17 protein-coding genes and 1 pseudogene are annotated in these 16538 nt (G+C 61.6%); 11 read left to right on the top strand and 7 right to left on the bottom strand.

The genetic code is table 11. The annotated features are described in order from the left end of the window. Positions 1 to 13: 13 nt before the first annotated feature. Positions 14 to 1048, top strand: coding sequence for a hypothetical protein (locus P3G66_RS11975; protein ID WP_007734628.1), 1035 nt, complete (start codon positions 14 to 16; stop codon positions 1046 to 1048). A 40-nt stretch (positions 1049 to 1088) separates the two neighbouring features. Here the strand turns inward: P3G66_RS11975 and P3G66_RS11970 are convergent, their stop codons facing one another. Beyond that, complete coding sequence (locus tag P3G66_RS11970; RefSeq protein WP_003945525.1) at positions 1089 to 2255, bottom strand: MinD/ParA family protein; 1167 nt, start codon at positions 2253 to 2255, stop codon at positions 1089 to 1091. A 309-nt stretch (positions 2256 to 2564) separates the two neighbouring features. Further along, positions 2565 to 3272 carry a hypothetical protein gene (locus P3G66_RS11965; RefSeq protein WP_064112938.1) on the bottom strand — a complete coding sequence of 236 codons (708 nt, stop codon included), beginning with the start codon at positions 3270 to 3272 and terminating at the stop codon, positions 2565 to 2567. 220 nt (positions 3273 to 3492) lie between these two features. Here P3G66_RS11965 and P3G66_RS11960 point away from each other — a divergent pair, with 220 nt between their 5' ends. The 4 genes from P3G66_RS11960 to P3G66_RS11945 all read left to right on the top strand — a co-directional run bounded on the left by P3G66_RS11960 (position 3493) and on the right by P3G66_RS11945 (position 7298). Then, positions 3493 to 4023, top strand: coding sequence for a hypothetical protein (locus tag P3G66_RS11960; protein ID WP_007734626.1), 531 nt, complete (start codon positions 3493 to 3495; stop codon positions 4021 to 4023). 108 nt (positions 4024 to 4131) lie between these two features. Next, entirely contained in the window at positions 4132 to 5562 is a 1431-nt protein-coding gene (locus tag P3G66_RS11955; RefSeq protein ID WP_042920206.1) for a PepSY domain-containing protein, read from the top strand. Positions 5563 to 5587: 25 nt separating this feature from the next. Next, the gene (locus P3G66_RS11950) at positions 5588 to 6088 is read left to right on the top strand and encodes a copper chaperone PCu(A)C (protein ID WP_276116576.1); all 501 of its coding nucleotides are present in this window, start codon (positions 5588 to 5590) and stop codon (positions 6086 to 6088) included. Next, a complete protein-coding gene (locus tag P3G66_RS11945) occupies positions 6081 to 7298 on the top strand; it encodes a Dyp-type peroxidase (RefSeq protein ID WP_276116575.1) in 1218 nt (405 codons plus the stop codon). The genes P3G66_RS11950 and P3G66_RS11945 overlap by 8 nt, the downstream gene beginning before the upstream one ends. An 80-nt stretch (positions 7299 to 7378) precedes the next feature. Here P3G66_RS11945 and P3G66_RS11940 read toward each other — a convergent pair whose 3' ends face one another. Together P3G66_RS11940 and P3G66_RS11935 are read right to left on the bottom strand one after the other, a co-directional pair. Further along, positions 7379 to 8515, bottom strand: a complete 1137-nt coding sequence (locus tag P3G66_RS11940; protein WP_047269279.1) for a GIY-YIG nuclease family protein — start codon at positions 8513 to 8515, stop codon at positions 7379 to 7381. Positions 8516 to 8560: 45 nt separating this feature from the next. Further along, entirely contained in the window at positions 8561 to 9148 is a 588-nt protein-coding gene (locus tag P3G66_RS11935) for a TetR/AcrR family transcriptional regulator (RefSeq protein WP_276116574.1), read from the bottom strand. A gap of 178 nt (positions 9149 to 9326) precedes the next feature. Here P3G66_RS11935 and P3G66_RS11930 point away from each other — a divergent pair, with 178 nt between their 5' ends. From P3G66_RS11930 to P3G66_RS11920, 3 genes are all read left to right on the top strand, one after another. Continuing rightward, on the top strand, positions 9327 to 10892 hold the full coding sequence (locus P3G66_RS11930; RefSeq protein WP_003945495.1) for a hypothetical protein: 1566 nt from the start codon (positions 9327 to 9329) through the stop codon (positions 10890 to 10892). After that, on the top strand, positions 10889 to 11545 hold the full coding sequence (locus P3G66_RS11925) for a DUF305 domain-containing protein (protein ID WP_007734614.1): 657 nt from the start codon (positions 10889 to 10891) through the stop codon (positions 11543 to 11545). The genes P3G66_RS11930 and P3G66_RS11925 overlap by 4 nt, the downstream gene beginning before the upstream one ends. Positions 11546 to 11610: 65 nt before the next feature. Then, a complete protein-coding gene (locus tag P3G66_RS11920; RefSeq protein ID WP_003945794.1) occupies positions 11611 to 12534 on the top strand; it encodes a DUF2797 domain-containing protein in 924 nt (307 codons plus the stop codon). Positions 12535 to 12541: 7 nt separating this feature from the next. Here the strand turns inward: P3G66_RS11920 and P3G66_RS11915 are convergent, their stop codons facing one another. Further along, positions 12542 to 13012 carry a hypothetical protein gene (locus P3G66_RS11915; RefSeq protein ID WP_003945723.1) on the bottom strand — a complete coding sequence of 157 codons (471 nt, stop codon included), beginning with the start codon at positions 13010 to 13012 and terminating at the stop codon, positions 12542 to 12544. Between the two features lie 704 nt (positions 13013 to 13716). Between P3G66_RS11915 and P3G66_RS11910 the strand changes: the two genes are divergently transcribed. The 3 genes and pseudogenes from P3G66_RS11910 to P3G66_RS11900 all read left to right on the top strand — a co-directional run. Continuing rightward, positions 13717 to 14085, top strand: coding sequence for a hypothetical protein (locus P3G66_RS11910; protein ID WP_276116573.1), 369 nt, complete (start codon positions 13717 to 13719; stop codon positions 14083 to 14085). Positions 14086 to 14197: 112 nt separating this feature from the next. Beyond that, a complete protein-coding gene (locus P3G66_RS11905) occupies positions 14198 to 14563 on the top strand; it encodes a pyridoxamine 5'-phosphate oxidase family protein (protein WP_047269305.1) in 366 nt (121 codons plus the stop codon). Positions 14564 to 14641: 78 nt separating this feature from the next. Continuing rightward, positions 14642 to 15376, top strand: a pseudogene (locus P3G66_RS11900) (HNH endonuclease family protein); the annotation flags it as partial. Between the two features lie 25 nt (positions 15377 to 15401). Here P3G66_RS11900 and P3G66_RS11895 read toward each other — a convergent pair. Together P3G66_RS11895 and P3G66_RS11890 are read right to left on the bottom strand one after the other, a co-directional pair. Next, the gene (locus P3G66_RS11895; protein WP_007734610.1) at positions 15402 to 15572 is read right to left on the bottom strand and encodes a hypothetical protein; all 171 of its coding nucleotides are present in this window, start codon (positions 15570 to 15572) and stop codon (positions 15402 to 15404) included. A 353-nt stretch (positions 15573 to 15925) separates the two neighbouring features. Beyond that, positions 15926 to 16294 carry a hypothetical protein gene (locus P3G66_RS11890; protein ID WP_029537646.1) on the bottom strand — a complete coding sequence of 123 codons (369 nt, stop codon included), beginning with the start codon at positions 16292 to 16294 and terminating at the stop codon, positions 15926 to 15928. Positions 16295 to 16538: the final 244 nt, after the last annotated feature.

The raw sequence follows: 16538 nt of genomic DNA, 5'->3' as shown, positions 1-16538 counted from the left end.
GAAGGGAGCCGACATGCATGCTGGGCGACTGAAGAAGGTCGGTTCGAGTGACGGCCCGTTTGCCTCCGTGTACTTCGAAGACGTCCGTAACCGGGAAGATGCGCGCGAGCGCTTCGAACTCGAATGGCGCTCGATGCGCAATCAACTCACGAAACAGGGAGCATCGGAATCGCTGATCGCACGACTGGACGAGGTGAAGGACAACCATCACGGCATCTCAGGTCGCGCCGGGCGCGCGATCGTCGCCACTTCCGAGGCAGTGCTGATCGACGATATTCTGCTCGAACCTGCCGGCTCCACTATCGCGACCTTGGGCGAACTGCCCTACCTGATTCCACTGATCGCACACGGATACGACACCGAACCGTTCCTCATCGCCAAGGTCGACCACACTGGCGCGGACCTGTGCGTGCGCGATGCTCGCGGGCGTGACGTGTACGGCGAAACGGTAGACGGAGACGGCTTCCCGGTCCACAAGGCACACGTGGGCGGTCAGGAGCGATACACCGACAGCCAAAGCCTCGTGGAGGAGAATATCCGGAAGAACCTGACTCAGGCTGTGGAGCGCGCGGCGGCGCTAGCCCGTGAACACAAGGTCGCGCTGGTAGTTGTCATCGGAGAAGTACAATCCCGCAAAGCTTTTGCACAGCTTTTGCCGTCGACGCTACGGGTGGTGGACGTCGAAAAGGGTTCGCGTTCAGTCGGTTCGACACCCGCCGAGGTGTCCAAGTCGATTCGTGAACTGATCGACACGCAGCGACTGCGCAGAATGGATGTGGAAACCGAACGCTACGTCGCCGAGCAGGGCCGGGACTCCGGCCTCTCCATCGACGGGACCGCACGCGTCCTCGACGCCCTCGAACAGGGCAAGGTCGAGACGCTGCTGCTCACCGATCCTGACGACAAGGAAGTCACCAGTGGAGAGTTGATCGGGCCCGCCGATCGCGTACTCCCTTACATCGCAATCGGGACCGGCACCGAGTTGGTACAGATCGACGAACGCCTCGTTCTCGCCGACGGATACGGCGCGATACTTCGGCACCCTTGAACGCCGGAGCCTGCTGATCAGATTCGGTGGCGAGCACGTTCTATCGAGAAGCGTGCTTGCCCACCGAGTCCGGGAAACCATCGGCAATTGCTGCGACGAGTTCCAGATATGCCCGTGCCGTGCGCTTGTTCAACAACTTCAAGTCGATCGGACCGCCTTCGCCCAGGTGATCGTCGTAGGGCAACGTCTTGACCGCTCGCACTCCACGCTGAGCGAAAACGTCCTCGAGTTGATCGAGGTCGAGCGAAGACGAACCCGGCCGCGTCGAATTGATCGCCACGACCGACCTGCTCACCAGATCTGCGTATCCGTGCTTGGTCAGCCAACTGAGCGTTGCTGCAGCACTACGGGCACCATCCTGAGCCGTCGGGCTGACGACAACCAAAGCATCTGCTTCGTCGAGAATTCCGTACATGGCCGAGTGCATGATTCCGGTGCCACAGTCGGTGATGACGATGTTGTAGTGCACCTCGAGAATTCGGAGAGTATCGAGGTAGTCCTGCTCGTTGAACGACTCCGAAGTTTCCGGATCTGCCTCACTCGCAAGGATTTCGAGTCGGCTGTCGCCTTGCGAGGTGTAGTAGCGAACATCGCTGTACGTACGAATGTCACCGTCGGCCAACAGATCACGAACGGTCAGGTGATGTTCACGTCGTTCGCGATCAGCCAGAGTCCCCAGGTCGGGATTGGCGTCGATGGCTACGATTCGATCCCCACGGATCGATGCGAACGTCGAACCGACAGTTTTGGCCGCCGTGGTTTTCCCCACTCCACCCTTGAGTGAGATGAAAGCAATCTTGTACACGCCGCGCACCGTTCGGTTGGCACGGCGCACGAGAGCCTGGTGTTCGAGTTCGGCAGCCGACTGCCCAGTGTTGATCCGGCCCCCGGTGAGTTTGAACAACACACTGCCCAAACCGCGTTCGGGTGGACGCTTCGCCCGCTTGATGATGTCCAGGTCGTCGACGGAGGTCATAGGCCTGGGCGTCGAGGTCCGAAAATCGGTCGGCTCTTCACGACGTTGCTGGCGCATCCGCTGACTGGGCAACGGTTTTGCTGCAGGCTCGTCGAATTGTGGTGTGAAGGTGACGGTTCGAATCGACGTTGCATAGCCGTCGTCGGACGCGTCGAAATGGCCGTCGCCCTGAGTCGTTCCGGAGTTGTTCCCCAGGACTCCGTTATTCGAACCGTTGTTATCGCTGCGCACCGTTTTCCTAGGTCGAGTTCGGAATCATTTCGGACATAGCCTCTCGGACGCTATCACTCTGGCGGGCTTGCCGTTCTCTGCTCAATACCGTCGTGGCACAACAGACCGTTACACCCGCACTTCGATGACTTTGGTCCCCAAGCTTGTGCCGATCTCAGCAAATACGAACGTCGTAACGATATGCGGCACAGATATCTTCATCTGCCGCTAGAAACAGCCTTCCGCAATGTCAGGGCAAATCCCTTGGTAACAAACGAGAAAAGGGAGGGCGATCGCCTCGGCGATCACCCTCCCTTCATGGACAAGTGTTCAGCTGCTGCAGAATTCCGAACTACCGAGACTTCCGAAAATCGTCGACAGATCCACACTTCCGAACGAACTGCCCGTATCGCAGCCGTCGGCAGTGAGCGCGAAGTCGACACCGGTGACGTCATTCGTGCTCAGATTCACCGGAATTACTGCTGGATCGGCACCGCATCCGCTGCCGGGAACCACTTCTACGGAATAGCCGTCCTTGGCCGGCTTGTACTGAAAGAAGTAGTCACCGGAATCATCCGTCGTTGTCGTCGCGATTTGCGTGCCGGCATCGAGGAGATTCAACGTCACGTCAGACGCCCCGACCCCGTCAGCACCCGGACACCCAGTGACAGTTCCGACGATGCTGAACACCTTCACCAACTCGAAGTCGATCCCGGTCGCGTCGGACGTCGTCAGATCTACCGCCGTCCTGTCGGGTACGGATCCGCATCCAGCCGGCGAGTATGGACTGACCGTGTAATTGCCCGGAGGAACGTTCGTGATCGTGTATCCGCCACCCACCCCGACAGTGGCCGAGGATATCTGCGTCGAGCCATCCCATACGACCATCCATATCCCGACCGGATCGCCAGTATCGCTACACGAGTTGACAAGGGTGCCCGACACGGAGCGTGTGACCGGGTCCGCCGAGGCCACCGAAGACAGGAAGAGACCGAACGCACCCATCAGGGCGAATATCGCAAAGAATCGACGCCTCATGAAACTCTCCTATGTGTTTGCCCTGCCGTCGACCCGTTGCCGGCGACCAGAGCCAAGTCTGGCACCGGAAAATGACCGTCACGTTTGTTTCACCCGGTCCTCGGCAAAGTTTGGCGAATCGGACAAATCCCCCACCTAATGCGTTCGTCGGTCGGCCACCGAAACGATCCCGACCGATCACCTACTAAGCCCGGTAGTAGGCGCCTGTATCCTTTCGCGTATGACGCCGGGACCGAAAGATGTCGCGCAGCTGCGCGGTGCTTTCGTGGGCGGCACCTCCGGCGCGGTTTCCGTCGCAGCCCACGCGCTCGGTGGCGGCGGCATGGCCCCGTCCGAAAGCGCTGTCGTGTTGCTGATCCTCGCCTGCGCGAGCGTCGGCGCGGTGGTCACGTCCATCGACACCCGTCGCTCCCCCGCGCTCTTGCTCGCCCTCATGCTCGCTGCGGGTCAGGCCATCGGTCACGCGACGTTGACCATCGCTTCGGATCATCAACACGGCCTGCTCCTGTCCCTTCCGATGCTCGCAGCACACATCGCTGCCGTCGGAGTGTGCGCAGTGCTGATCCGCGGCGCAGAACGCGGATACGTCGTGGCCGCATCGACGGTAGCGGCAATCGTCGCCGTTCTATTGCGCCCGTGGGCAGCTGAACCGTCGCCGTTCGCTGCACGTACTCGATACCGCGCCAAAGTTGTTCTGCGTCAACTTCTCACCTCTGGCCTGGGCACTCGCGGCCCACCGGCATTCGTGTAACTCACCTCCCTTTTCCTTTCACGCACGTGATTACGTGCGCCACTTTGCTGTGCGCCTTTATTAACCGCCCGCGGTTAACAAAGGCGCACAGCGGGATCGAGTACACGCATGTCCGCACCCGAATTGGAGCGCGCACAGACGCGCGCGTCCAACGACAGTTCTCCCCCGAAGAAGCAGGTTGGCGGGGCCAGACCACTGATCCTGCGTCTGCACTTCTACGCCGGCGTCCTGATCGGACCGTTCATCCTCATCGCCGCATTGAGCGGCGGCCTCTACGCGATGGCACCCACCATCGAGAAGTTCGTTTACAGCGACTACCTCCAGACCGACACCACCGGACAGATCGCGTCACTGAACGACCAGATCCGTTCCGCTCAGCAGTACCGCCCCGACTTGACGGTCTCGGCAGTACGTCCGTCCCCTGCTGCCGGCGAAACCACCCGAGTCCTGTTCACCGATCCGTCACTGGGCGAATCGGAGAGGCTCGCCGTCTTCGTCGATCCGGTGCTCGCACAGCCGGTCGGCGAGCTGGCGGTCTACGGAAGCAGTGGTTCGCTGCCGCTGCGAACCTGGATCTCCCAACTGCATCGCCACCTTCATCTCGGCGAACCCGGCCGCCTCTACAGCGAATTGGCCGCGTCGTGGATGTGGGTGGTCGCACTCGGCGGTGTCTACCTCTGGTTCCGTCGTTACCGCACCGCCCGGAACGCTCGACTGCTCACGATCGACCGAGCATCCACCGGACGAAGCCGGACCCTGAACTGGCACGGTGTCGTCGGCATCTGGATAGCAGTTGCATTGGTCTTCCTCTCGGCGACCGGCCTCACGTGGTCGACCTACGCCGGAGAGAACGTCAGCAATCTGAGAACCGCGTTGAGTTGGACGACGCCCTCAGTTGTGAAAACTCTCGGCGACGCTCCCCCTCCGGCGACAGGCGGGCACGAGGGTCACGACATGGCCCCCGCCGCCACCGGCACGCTGACGGACACCAACGTCGGACGCGTCGACACCGTCCTCGGTATCGCCAGGTACAACGGGATCACCGGTCCTGTCGAAGTATCGATACCCGCGAACGCCGAGACGGCGTTCACCGTCGCCCAGACACGTCAGCCCTGGGTGTACAGCAACAACACCATCGCAATCGACGGAGCGACGCAAAAGGTCACCGACGAGTTGTGGTTCTCGGATTGGCCACTCGCAGCCAAACTTTCGGCCTGGGGAATCCAACTCCACATGGGCCTGCTGTTCGGTCTTGCCAACCAGATCGCACTCGCCGCACTGGCACTCGCACTGGTCAGCGTGGTCATTCGGGGCTACATCATGTGGTGGCGCCGACGCCCCACTCGTGGCTCCGACTGGGCAGCCGGCCGGGTTCCTGCCCGCGGCGGAATCCGCAACCTCTCCCCGGTCGGCCTCGTTGCGCTCGTCGCGATCACGGCGTTGGTCGGTTGGTTCGTTCCGCTACTCGGCATCAGCCTTCTCGCATTCCTGCTGATCGACCTGTGCCTTGCGGCGTTCAAACGCCGTGCCACCACCTGACACTTCACGAATTACGGAGACACACATGACTGTTCGCACAAAGATATTCGCAGCTGTTGCACTGTCCGCAGCTCTCGCCCTGACCGGCTGTTCTTCCAACTCCGACAAGGAAACCGAAGCTGCACAATCCATCACAGTTCAGGATCAATGGGTCAAGGCCGCGCCGGAAGGAATGAGCGCGGCGTTCGCCGAACTCGTCAACTCCAGTGACAAGGACGTACGCGTGGTCTCGGCCACCAGCCCCGCGTCGTCTCGACTCGAACTGCACGAAGTCGTGACTGGCGACGGCGGAACGATGACGATGCGTCCCAAGGACGGCGGTTTCCTGGTCCCTGCCAACGGGTCCGCCTCCCTCGCCCCGGGCGGTGACCACCTCATGTTCATGGACCTGTCCGCGCCGCTGCTCCCAGGCGCAGAAACCGACCTCACCTTGATCTACGACGACGGTTCCAGCACCACGTTCACAGCCCAGATTCGCGACTTCTCCGGTAATCAGGAGAACTACGACCCGAATCACGGTGGCTGAGAACACGAACCCGCCCAGCCGAGCACTCAGCCGGCGGCGCCTTCTCGGAGGAGGCGCCGCCGCGCTCGGCGTCGCGGGAATAACTTGGGGCGCAACCACAGTGGTGGAGCGCAGCCAACACGAGCAGCAAGCAGGCAAGCTGGTGGAACCGTTCTACGGCGTCCACCAAGCCGGCATCGACACCACGCCGCAAGCGCACGGCACGTTCATCGGGTTCGACCTCTTGCCTGGAACCGATCGAGCAGTCGTCGTCGGAATCATGAAGATGTGGTCCGAGGATGCGTCACGGCTCACCGCGGGCAACCCGGCGTTGGCGGACACCGAACGGGAACTGGCTGTGGATCCGGCACGCTTGACAGTGACCGTCGGCTACGGCCCTGGCCTGTTCACCAAGCTGGGATTGCAAGCACGTCAACCGGACTGGTTCGAGCCGTTGCCGAGCTACGCGATCGACCGACTTGACGATCGATGGGGCGGATCGGACCTGTTGTTGCAGATTTGTGGCGACGATCCGGTGACCATTGCTCATGCTGTGCGAGTTCTGACCAAGAACGTCCGATCACTGACGACCATCCGGTGGACGCAAAAGGGATTCCGCAACGCTCGCGGCACCACGCCTGAGGGAACCACGATGCGCAATCTCATGGGCCAAGTGGACGGGACCGTCAATCCTGCTCCGGGAACAGTGGATTTCGATTCACTGATCTGGCACGACGGCGCGGGTCAGTCGTGGCTGGCGGGCGGAACCTCGTTGGTACTGCGACGCATTCGCATGGAAATGGATACCTGGGACGAACTCGACCGTTCGGGGCGCGAACTCACGATGGGGCGCACGTTGTCCAATGGCGCTCCGCTCAACGGAACCAACGAATTCGACGAAGCGGATTTCACACTCACGGACAAGTTCGGGATTCCGGTGATCCCGCCAGGATCACACATCGCGCGAGCCCACCAGACGCATGAGAAGGAGCAGTTCTTCCGTCGGGCATACAACTACGACGACGCACCCGAGAGCGGGCAGACCTCGAATTCGGGATTGATCTTCGCAGCATTCCAACGGGACATCGCCGAGCAATATCTACCGGTCCAACAGCGATTGAGTGACTTCGACGCACTCAACGAGTGGACGACGCCGATCGGTTCTGCGGTGTATCTCATTCCGCCGGGATGCACCGAGAACGACTATCTGGGAAGCGGATTGCTCGGCTGACAACCCCGGGCAACGATATTGTGGGGGCGGGATCCGAACGGATCCCGCCCCCACAATGACTTCTACCTGAAGTTGTTGCGTTACTTGGACTTACGAGGTCCCGGCATGACCGCACCTGGACGGGCGGTAGTCAACCTCGTGACCCAACCGCTGACGGGCCACTTCTTCAGGCCGACGTTGTGCGGGGTGACCTCGGTTCCGACGTACTTGGCAGCAAGCTCGTCGTCGACGGTTCCGTTGAACCGCCACAGTTGGCTTCCGTCGGCATTGCGGGTGGACACCTCCCATGACTGAGCACGGAAGGCACCACGAATGATGCTGTCGGCAAACACCAGAACGGGAATTCCGATCTCGGCACGAACAGCCGCACCGGCAGACCACTCGGCGCGCGCGAGTTCGTAGATCTCTTCCGGCGTTGCTCCCGGACGGGCGGAGGCCGGTACGTGGAGGACGATGCTCGGCGTCGGGAGTTCCGGCGCGGGATCAGCCGAGTAGCGCAATGCGAGTTCCTCGACGCGCGTCGCACGGGCGTCCTTGTCCGAGGTATCGCCCGCGAGATTGGTCAGACCCTCTCCCGCGTCGGTGATCCGCAAGGCTTCCACGATGCCTCGGACGACCTCGTCGGTAGTGGCGGCCGAATCCGTGGCGGCAGAGACCGAGCGGAGGAGTACGAAGTGCTCCACCGCCGAACCTGCGTCGTAGATCTCGCGGATCCGAGCGATCTTGGCTGCCGTCACAGCAGCATTCGACTCGGCCGGAGCGTCCGCTCCTTCGAGGTTCGCGAGTTCACCGAGCGCTTCGAATACCGGCGCGAATACTTGATTTCCCGTGCCGTGCCCGACATGGAACACCTGGTCGTTACGCGGGTCACGCAAAGCAAAGACATACTGCCCCAACCTCTTCCCGACCTTCTCGGAGAACGGCTGCGGAGCCGGCTTCCTGACGACGACCTCGGTGGACAGAGTGCGCATCACGGCCAGACGTAGTGCGTCTGGCACGCTGGTGGAACCGGCAGCACCGGAAAAGATTGCCGCCGAAGCAGCGCTGATCGAGGTGAACGTGCGGCCGACTTGCTTCTCGAGAGAGGCAGAGACCGTACCGACCGCAGTCAGTTTTGCATCGAGGGTGCCGTCACCCTCGACAAGGAACTCCTTGATCAACGGAGCAACGAGCAAAGTGGAGCCGATAGCGCGAGGAACTGTCCAGACAATAGCCATGCCACGAGCCTAGGCGATCACCTCGAGGCGCGAGGCGAACGCGACTCAGCCCGCCGCTGCCGGCCCGGCCAGTCCCTGCACAAGTAGGTTCCAGGCCGAGTGCGCGACTTCTTTTCGCGAGCTCTCGGCAGTCCGTTCCATGATCGCGGCGAACATCGCGATCGCCAGAATCACGTCCTCAGCAGTCACGGACTCGCGTATCTTCCCAGCTCGACGCGCCTCCTCGAGGCGTCCTTCGAGGAGATCGGTCAGGCGGGTGCCTGCCGAATTCAGTCGTGAGTCGCCGAAGGAGACGGGCTTGATGACCTCCACGAACACGATGGAGGTGGTGATCTGGTCTACCAACAATCGAAAAAGATCGTCGAGAGTCGAATCCGGATCGGCAGACATATCTTGCAGCTCGACGATGTTCTCGTCGAACACCGCGAGTGCGAGGCTTTCGCGAGTGGGAAAGTGCCGGTAGAGGCTGCCCTGACCGACGCCGGCCGTGCGGGCGATCAGGCTGAGCGGAGCAGCAAAACCCTGAGTGGCGAACACCTCACGAGCTGCTGAGACGAGTGCCGCACGATTGCGCGCCGCATCTCTCGGCCCTCTGTTGAGAGATCCGCTATTGACGCGGCCAGACGATGTCACGCACACTACGATACCAACCGGACAGCATTGTCCGGTTGGTTGCGGCCCGACACCGGTTCACACCCCGACCCGATCGTCGTGAGCGCTCGAACACGCGCCTGCCCTCCGTGCTGCCTGTCCGTGAGATACGTCTGCCCGTGAGATACGAAAGGCAATCCCGCACCGGGAGTTGGACTCGATGAAATCGTTCACGACCATCAGAACCAGATCTGCCATCGCACTCGTCGCCTTGATCACCGTCCTTCCCGTGTGCGTCGCGTCGGCTGAGCCCGCCACTGCCCCGGGCTCGATCCACGAGAATCCGGGTGTCGCTTCCACCGCCGCAAGCCGCGCCGAATGCGGCCCGGGATCGATGCCCGAGACCGGGTTGCAGGGTGATGTTCCGGCCGAGGACCGAAACAGCGGACGCAGCCGAGACGGCTACAGCTGCAACATGTCTCAGATCGGCGGCTACTCGGGTCGCGGCGGCGGGATCACGTCCACCAACTTCGAACACTGCTCGTACGTCGGCAGTTTCTTCCCCGGGAACCTCCTGGGCCCCGCACAGGGCGTCCAAGTTCTCGACGTGTCGGATCCTGCCAATCCCGCTCTCACCGCCACGCTGACCGAACCCGCGATGCTGGCCGGAACGTGGGAGAGCCTCAAGGTCAACACCGCGCGAAAGCTGCTGGTGGGCACGGGCGTTCCGCTCTTGACCGGCGTCGGCCTGATGTCGGTCTACGACATCTCCGATTGCGCGCACCCGAAACTACTCAACCCCGGACCAGGAACCGATCTGGGGATGCTGCTGCCCATCACCAATCACGAGGGAGGATTTTCACCGGACGGGAACACCTACTGGTCTTCCGGCACCGCTCCCGGCGTGGTGAGCGCCGTCGATCTCACCGATCCCGCCAACCCACGCGTCGTCTGGCAGGACCTCATCGGGTTGTCGACGCACGGCTTCGGAATCAGTCCCGACGGAAATCGCATGTACTTGTCGAACAATCTCGGCGGAATACATGTCCTCGACATCAGTGAGGTTCAGCGCCGCGTCCCGAATCCTCGGGTGCGCCAACTGTCCCAGCTCTCGTGGACCGACGGTTGGGCCACCCAACACAGCATTCCGGTCACCTACGACGGTTCGCCGTACCTGTTCACCGTCGACGAAGGTGGTTCCGGCGGAGTCAAATTGATCGACGTCTCCGATGACGACGAACCGTCGGTCGTCAATTCGGTGAAGCTCGAAATCAATCTGCCGGAGAATCAAGACGCTGCGCTGGCGTCCGCGGCCGGTGGATCGCTGTTCGCGTACGAATCTCACTACTGTTCGGCAGATCGCCCGGTCGACCCGACGGCGCTGGCATGTGGATGGATCTCGAGCGGGATTCGGGTCTTCGATGTTCGAGATCCCTTCGACGTCCACGAAATTGCGTACTTCAACCCACCTGCTCGGACCGGCGGCAATCTCGAACTCGCCAACTCGCCACACGCTCTCGCGTCGCTCATCGGGGTACCCGTTCTCAGCACCCCGGCAATCGCGCAGTCGATCGCGCAGGGCCAGTTCGACCCCGGCCAAGCACTGAGTTCGCGGTCGGGCATGGTCGCTCTCGGCGACATCTCGACCGATTGGTGCTTCTCCCCGCCCGAATGGCGCGGGACCACGTTGTGGGCGACGTGCGCCGACAACGGCTTTGTTGCCATGCAACTCGAAAACGGTGTCTACACACCACCGGCTGACCAGAAGACGACCGTGGGATCATGACGGCACCGCGAGCGGTCAAAGCCGTCGCACTCGTGGCTGCAGCACTGATGCTGCTCGTACTCGGCGCAGCACTACGTCCGCTGTTCGCACCCGAGAACCACACGCAGAGAGCTGTTCTGAGCGAAACCGAAATCGGATTCGTGCACGACATGGCGGCCCACCATCAACAGGCCCTCTTCATTCTCGCGCGTCTGAGTCCCGATGTGGACCCGGCGGTGACGAGACTGGCCCAGCAGATCGACGATGTTCAACGAACGGAAATCGGTGTCATGCTCGGTTGGCTGAGGTTGGCCGGTGTCCCGCCGAACAGTAGAACGCCGATGGCGTGGATGGAGGCGTCGCCGAGCGGCGCGGGTGACTCTCGTCATCACCCGGCAACGCTGGACACCGAGACCGACTCCATGCCTGGTATGGCTACGACCGAAGAACTCGAGAAACTGAGCAGCGCTCGCGGGCTCGACGCCGAGGTCCTTTTCCTTCAACTGATGGAACGCCACCACCGTGGCGGGATCGCCATGGCGCAGGCCGCCGACGCCCTACTCGAGAGCGGGCCGGTGAAACAGTCCGCCCGCGACATGATCAACACCCAGAGTCAGGAATCCGGGCTGATGACGCTGATGCTCGAACAACGTGGGGCACAACCACTGCACTGACCCGCATGTGCAGTGACTACCATAGGTGTCGACCTGCGAACTACAGAAGGAATCGACACTTCATCATGACCCTGCTCGTTCGCGGAATCGATTGGTCGAACCCGACAGCACCGCGGATCCGATGCGTCGACGACACCACTTCCGCTACGACCTTCTTCACTCACGACTCGGTGCTGCGATTCTCCGTCGACGAGACGAAGGGCCGCCGCTGCCTCGGCTGGCGAGATCTCACCGCCGAAGGTCCAGGACACTCGCCGTGCGACCGCGGGGCGACGGTCACCGCAGGACGCCAATGCGACCGATGCCGAAATCGTGAGGGGTTCACCACGGTTCATCAGGCACACGTCAGCGGCGCGCACATTCATCCGAATGTGCGTACCTACCTCGCACAACCACAATGGCTCTACGTCGACGTATTCGCCGGCGGCCAGATGAAGGTGGGGACGGCGTCCGAGTTCCGCAAGCATCCGCGAGTCGCCGAACAAGGGGCAGTCTGCGCATTGTTCGTAGCGCGGTCGACGGACGGTTACAGCATTCGCGCCCTCGAAGCCCGAGTTTCGGAGCACTTCCACTTGAGCCAGGCAATACGTACGTCTCGGAAGATCGAAGCGTTGACAGGTCCCTTGGATCGAGAGAAACTACGAAAGTCGTTGCACCACTTCGTATCGTCGATCAAAGACGAGCTGAATGACATCGGATCGGACATCGACGGAATCGAGATCCTGGAGGCTCCCGAAGAATGGACGGCGCCGGCGTGCGCTGACGTGGTCTTCGATGCGGCACCGTTGATCGCGTATCCGCACACTTTCGAGTCCGGGGAACATTCCTTGTATCTGGAGGGCCTTGCCGGTTCGATCGCCTCGCTGCGGATCGACCCCGATCCTGAATCGCCACGCTTCGTCGCGGATGTGTCCGGACTGGTCGGTCGAACCATCACCGTCGGCGAGTTCGAGTCCCCTGGCGTGGCGATTCAGGAATCGTTGTTCTGAAAGTAGGTCAGCAACTTCCCGCGGTCGCTGCGGCGAATCCGCGAGTGACCTCGGCCTGCTCGTCGGCAGACAGGCTCGACCATTCGGGATAAGCCTGGATGGAGGTCAGCATGTCGTTTGCCAATGATTCACGCGTCATGCCCATTTCCTCTCCGGACTCGTCGATGGCCGGCTGGTATGCGTCGAGGTACCGGAGAACGTCGGAGCACGCCTGCGCGTAGGTCCGTGGCAGCGCCGAACTCACATTCGGGTCGGACGGGACCTCAGCCGGAGCACTCGAGTCGACCGAAGGTGTCTCGGTAGGTATTTCCGACGACGTCGCCGGAGCCTCGGATGACGTCGTCGACGTCGCCGTGGTGGTCGCCGAAGCAGAGGAAGTTAGTGTTCCGACCTCGGTCGGCTTGTCTCCGTCTGAACCGCAGGCAACCAGCGCCACCAGCGAGCAGGCACCGATGAACCCGGTGATCGTTTTCTTCATCCCTCAAGGATGCCAGAGGGCCACTGGCGTTCGAACGGACCGGCATCGCCCGTCAGCGCCAATTGCCCGAGCATCCGGCCGAATCCGAGCGCCTCGCCCTCCCGACTGCGGGATTGGACTGTATGCCCCGTTCGCGAACCCATGCTACGGTGACTTAACTGCAAAATAACTACGGGTGGGATTGTCCGGTCTGCCGCGTTCATCCGGAACGCTCCGATCGGAAATAGTTCGTCTATAAGGGGCTGGAACGAGTGGGACTTTTTCGTCGACGAGGTTCCCGCGAGGAAGACGACGATCGCGGGCAAAACCTCGATCGCAGCGACCCCGGGTACGCCGCCTGGTTCGCGAACGTCGCCGACGCGGGTGGTCAGCCGATTCCGTACAAGCGATCGCTGACCGCACCGGTGTATCCGCAACTCCAGCCGCCGGCCCCGGACTACGAGACGGATACGAGACGGCCACTCAACGCACCCGCCGGAGACGGCTGGCTACCCGCAGACCGCATCGACGAATTCGAGTCGTCGAATGGCCGCCCATCTGCACCGAACGGAACGAGCCCACAAATCTCACAAACTGAAAAGTTGCCGCCCGACCCACTCCCGACGCCGCAACCAACGATTCCACCTCGAAATGTACCGATGACTTCACCACCGAAGCATCACCTGGAGTCGCCCCGCGCGACTCGGCCCTACCAAGGAGAAGCAATGAGCAACATCGACAAGATCCTCGGCGAATTGATGCGCATCGACGGTGCCAGCGGTGCAGCCGTCGTCGACGCCGACAGCGGAATGGTTCTCGGCATGAGCGGCAACCCGTCATTCAGCCTCGAGTACGCCGGCGCCGGCAACTCCGAGGTTGTGCGAGCAAAGCTCCGCACGATGAGTAACTTGGGGATTACCGACACCCTGGAAGACATCCTGATCACCCTGAGCAACCAGTACCACCTCATTCGCATCCTCGAGACGCCCGGACTGTCGACGCTGTTCGTGTACCTCGTTTTGGACCGTGCGCGTGCGAACCTGGCGCTGGCCCGCCACAAGCTGGGCGAACAGACCCCCAAGATCGAGATCTGACGCTTCCACTCCCTTCCCGACAATGCCCGGTCCTCGCCAACGGCGAGGGCCGGGCATTGTTCGTTCCGAACACTCGATTGGTGAACCTCGCGCCGGCGCCGATACTGGGACCGTGACTATCGCGGATGCTCCTTGCGTGTGGTTGACCACCCTCCGAAGCGACGGCTCGCCGCACACGACTCCGGTCTGGTTCTTACTGCATCAGAACACATTCTGGATACCGAGCGCTGAGCAGAATCGTAAGGTTCGGAACCTGCTGGACGATCCTCGGGTCTCGTTGGCAGTCGACGGATCCGCTGGCGACCCGTGGGTCGCACAGGGCCTCGCGACAATTCATCACGACGTCGGCGAATTCGTCGACCTCCTGAGACTTTTCGGCGAGAAGTACGACGGCTGGGATGCCGCAGACGAAACTCGTGACGGTCCGCGGGTCCTCGTCTCGGTCCCGGTGACTCGATGGTTCCTTCGACCGGACTGACAGACAGTGCCGGTTAGGCCCGAATTGTCGTGAATGACATACTTGTAGTTCATCTCTCGCAGAAATGGACTCTCACACATGGCACGCACGGCACATCACAGGCGCGGCATCACCGGCGTCACCATCGGCATTGCTGCCGTGATCGTGCTGGGAGGTTGCGCCAATTCCAACGCCGACGCGCCCGAAACATCTTCTCTCGGTTCGGGAATCGGATCCGGTGTCACCACGACGGTCGTGACCGAAGCCTCGGCTCCTTCGTCCGCCGCAATTGAACTGCTGGCACAGATCCCCGTCAAGGGACGCGCACCCAAGACCGGATACGACCGCGCGCTGTTCGGTACCGCCTGGACCGACGACGTCACCGTCGAATTCGGCCACAACGGCTGCGATACTCGCAACGACATCCTGCGGCGTGACCTCACCGACCTGACATTCAAGGACGGCTCCAAAAGCTGCTCGGTCCAAACCGGTACGCTCCGTGACCCGTACACGAACAAGACCATCGCGTTCACCCGCGGCCAGGACACGTCTTCTGCAGTCCAGATCGATCATGTCGTCGCACTCTCGGACGCCTGGCAGAAGGGCGCACAACAACTCGATACACAGACGCGAACCAATCTGGCCAACGACCCTCGAAACCTGCGCGCTGTCGACGGGCCCACGAACCAGAAGAAGTCGGATTCCGACGCGGCGTCGTGGCTGCCACCCAACAAGGCCTACCGCTGCCAGTACGTGACTGCTCAAGTGGAAGTCAAAGCGGCATACGGTTTGTGGGTCACCCAAGCCGAACACGACACCATCGCAGACATTCTCGCGACCTGCTGAACTCTTGCGGTGATCAGCGGCCCTTGATCAGATACCGCACAATCGCCATTCCGAGCGCGAGGCCCACTACGGTGGCGAGCGCTGCAACCAGACCGTGACCGGTCAGTGCGACGAACACACCGGTGATGACTGCGACGACGGCAATGATCCCCGCGTCCACTCTGCTTTGACCACGTTCAGGCATGGCACTCTCTCGTGCCGTCTGGTCCGTCCGCTCCCCTCGTAGCGGACGGACCCAGCGGCAATCTGTCGAAATGCGCGAACTCCGGTGGCCTCACCGGGCTGACTTTGCGGGCGGTCCTGCGAGGCCGGCACGTCCCCCGGAGCCAACTCACATCGGTTCACGAAGTCCGTACCTTCGCAGAATATACCGATTGGTAGGTAATTACCGAGGGCTAAAGTCCCTGGTCATGGACTCATGCGACGAGTGGTCGGAAACTCGAGACGAACGAGCACATCCGCGAGGCGAGCGTTAGCCGAGATAGCAGAGGTCCGTGGCCACGGCCAGAGGCCCATCTGGAATCAGAGCGGAGACGTCTATGACCCGAAAAGTGATCCGAGATCCAACGATCCGACTGACGACACTCGCTTCCAATCAGCGCAATATGCGGTGGTGAAGCGAGAATCCGTCAAGAGAATCGTGACTGTCGCCGGTTCGAGGGTGCTTTCGAACTCGAGGACATTCAATTCACCATCGCCGTCGACCTTCGCTCGGCCGTATATGCACGGCATGTCAGCTGATACGGGCCCAGACGTCGTGTAGGTTCCCGGCAACACCTCCCACGGCACGTCGAACAGTCCGTGACCAGGAATCGTTCCCGGCGCTGCTGAGGCCGCAGACGTCCCGATCATTGCCACACCGACAGCTACTGCTGCAGCGGACGCGAGCAAACTAACCTTGCGCATTTTCCCTACCTTGTTCATACCTGAACCGCAGCGGCGAGTTCGAAGGCTTGTTGATGTAAGAACCCGCGGTTCGCGCAGTTCTTCAACTAACGGTAGTAAAAGGGCACGAGTTTTGGTGAGCTACCTTTTTGTGGTTCTGGCCCGATTTCCGTGACGGAGACTCCCATTGAGAAGATCAGAGAACGCCGGCGTTGCGGCTCTCGGCATGATTCGAACCTGTCATTCCAGTATTCGATCACACACC

The organism is Rhodococcus sp. C3V (genome assembly GCF_029269915.1).
Lineage (GTDB): Bacteria > Actinomycetota > Actinomycetes > Mycobacteriales > Mycobacteriaceae > Rhodococcus_F > Rhodococcus_F qingshengii.
Note: the sequence above shows the minus strand (reverse complement) of the source record. Positions and strands in the feature narration are given on the sequence as shown.

Bases quoted from the DNA above. Each gene is read 5' to 3' on its own strand.
- P3G66_RS11975 (WP_007734628.1), top strand. From the start codon at position 14: ATGCATGCTGGGCGACTGAAGAAGGTCGGTTCGAGTGACGGCCCGTTT.
- P3G66_RS11965 (WP_064112938.1), bottom strand. From the start codon at position 3,272: ATGAGGCGTCGATTCTTTGCGATATTCGCCCTGATGGGTGCGTTCGGT.
- P3G66_RS11960 (WP_007734626.1), top strand. From the start codon at position 3,493: ATGACGCCGGGACCGAAAGATGTCGCGCAGCTGCGCGGTGCTTTCGTG.
- P3G66_RS11955 (WP_042920206.1), top strand. From the start codon at position 4,132: ATGTCCGCACCCGAATTGGAGCGCGCACAGACGCGCGCGTCCAACGAC.
- P3G66_RS11950 (WP_276116576.1), top strand. From the start codon at position 5,588: ATGACTGTTCGCACAAAGATATTCGCAGCTGTTGCACTGTCCGCAGCT.
- P3G66_RS11940 (WP_047269279.1), bottom strand. From the start codon at position 8,515: ATGGCTATTGTCTGGACAGTTCCTCGCGCTATCGGCTCCACTTTGCTC.
- P3G66_RS11930 (WP_003945495.1), top strand. From the start codon at position 9,327: ATGAAATCGTTCACGACCATCAGAACCAGATCTGCCATCGCACTCGTC.
- P3G66_RS11925 (WP_007734614.1), top strand. From the start codon at position 10,889: ATGACGGCACCGCGAGCGGTCAAAGCCGTCGCACTCGTGGCTGCAGCA.
- P3G66_RS11920 (WP_003945794.1), top strand. From the start codon at position 11,611: ATGACCCTGCTCGTTCGCGGAATCGATTGGTCGAACCCGACAGCACCG.
- P3G66_RS11915 (WP_003945723.1), bottom strand. From the start codon at position 13,012: ATGAAGAAAACGATCACCGGGTTCATCGGTGCCTGCTCGCTGGTGGCG.
- P3G66_RS11910 (WP_276116573.1), top strand. From the start codon at position 13,717: ATGAGCAACATCGACAAGATCCTCGGCGAATTGATGCGCATCGACGGT.
- P3G66_RS11895 (WP_007734610.1), bottom strand. From the start codon at position 15,572: ATGCCTGAACGTGGTCAAAGCAGAGTGGACGCGGGGATCATTGCCGTC.
- P3G66_RS11890 (WP_029537646.1), bottom strand. From the start codon at position 16,294: ATGCGCAAGGTTAGTTTGCTCGCGTCCGCTGCAGCAGTAGCTGTCGGT.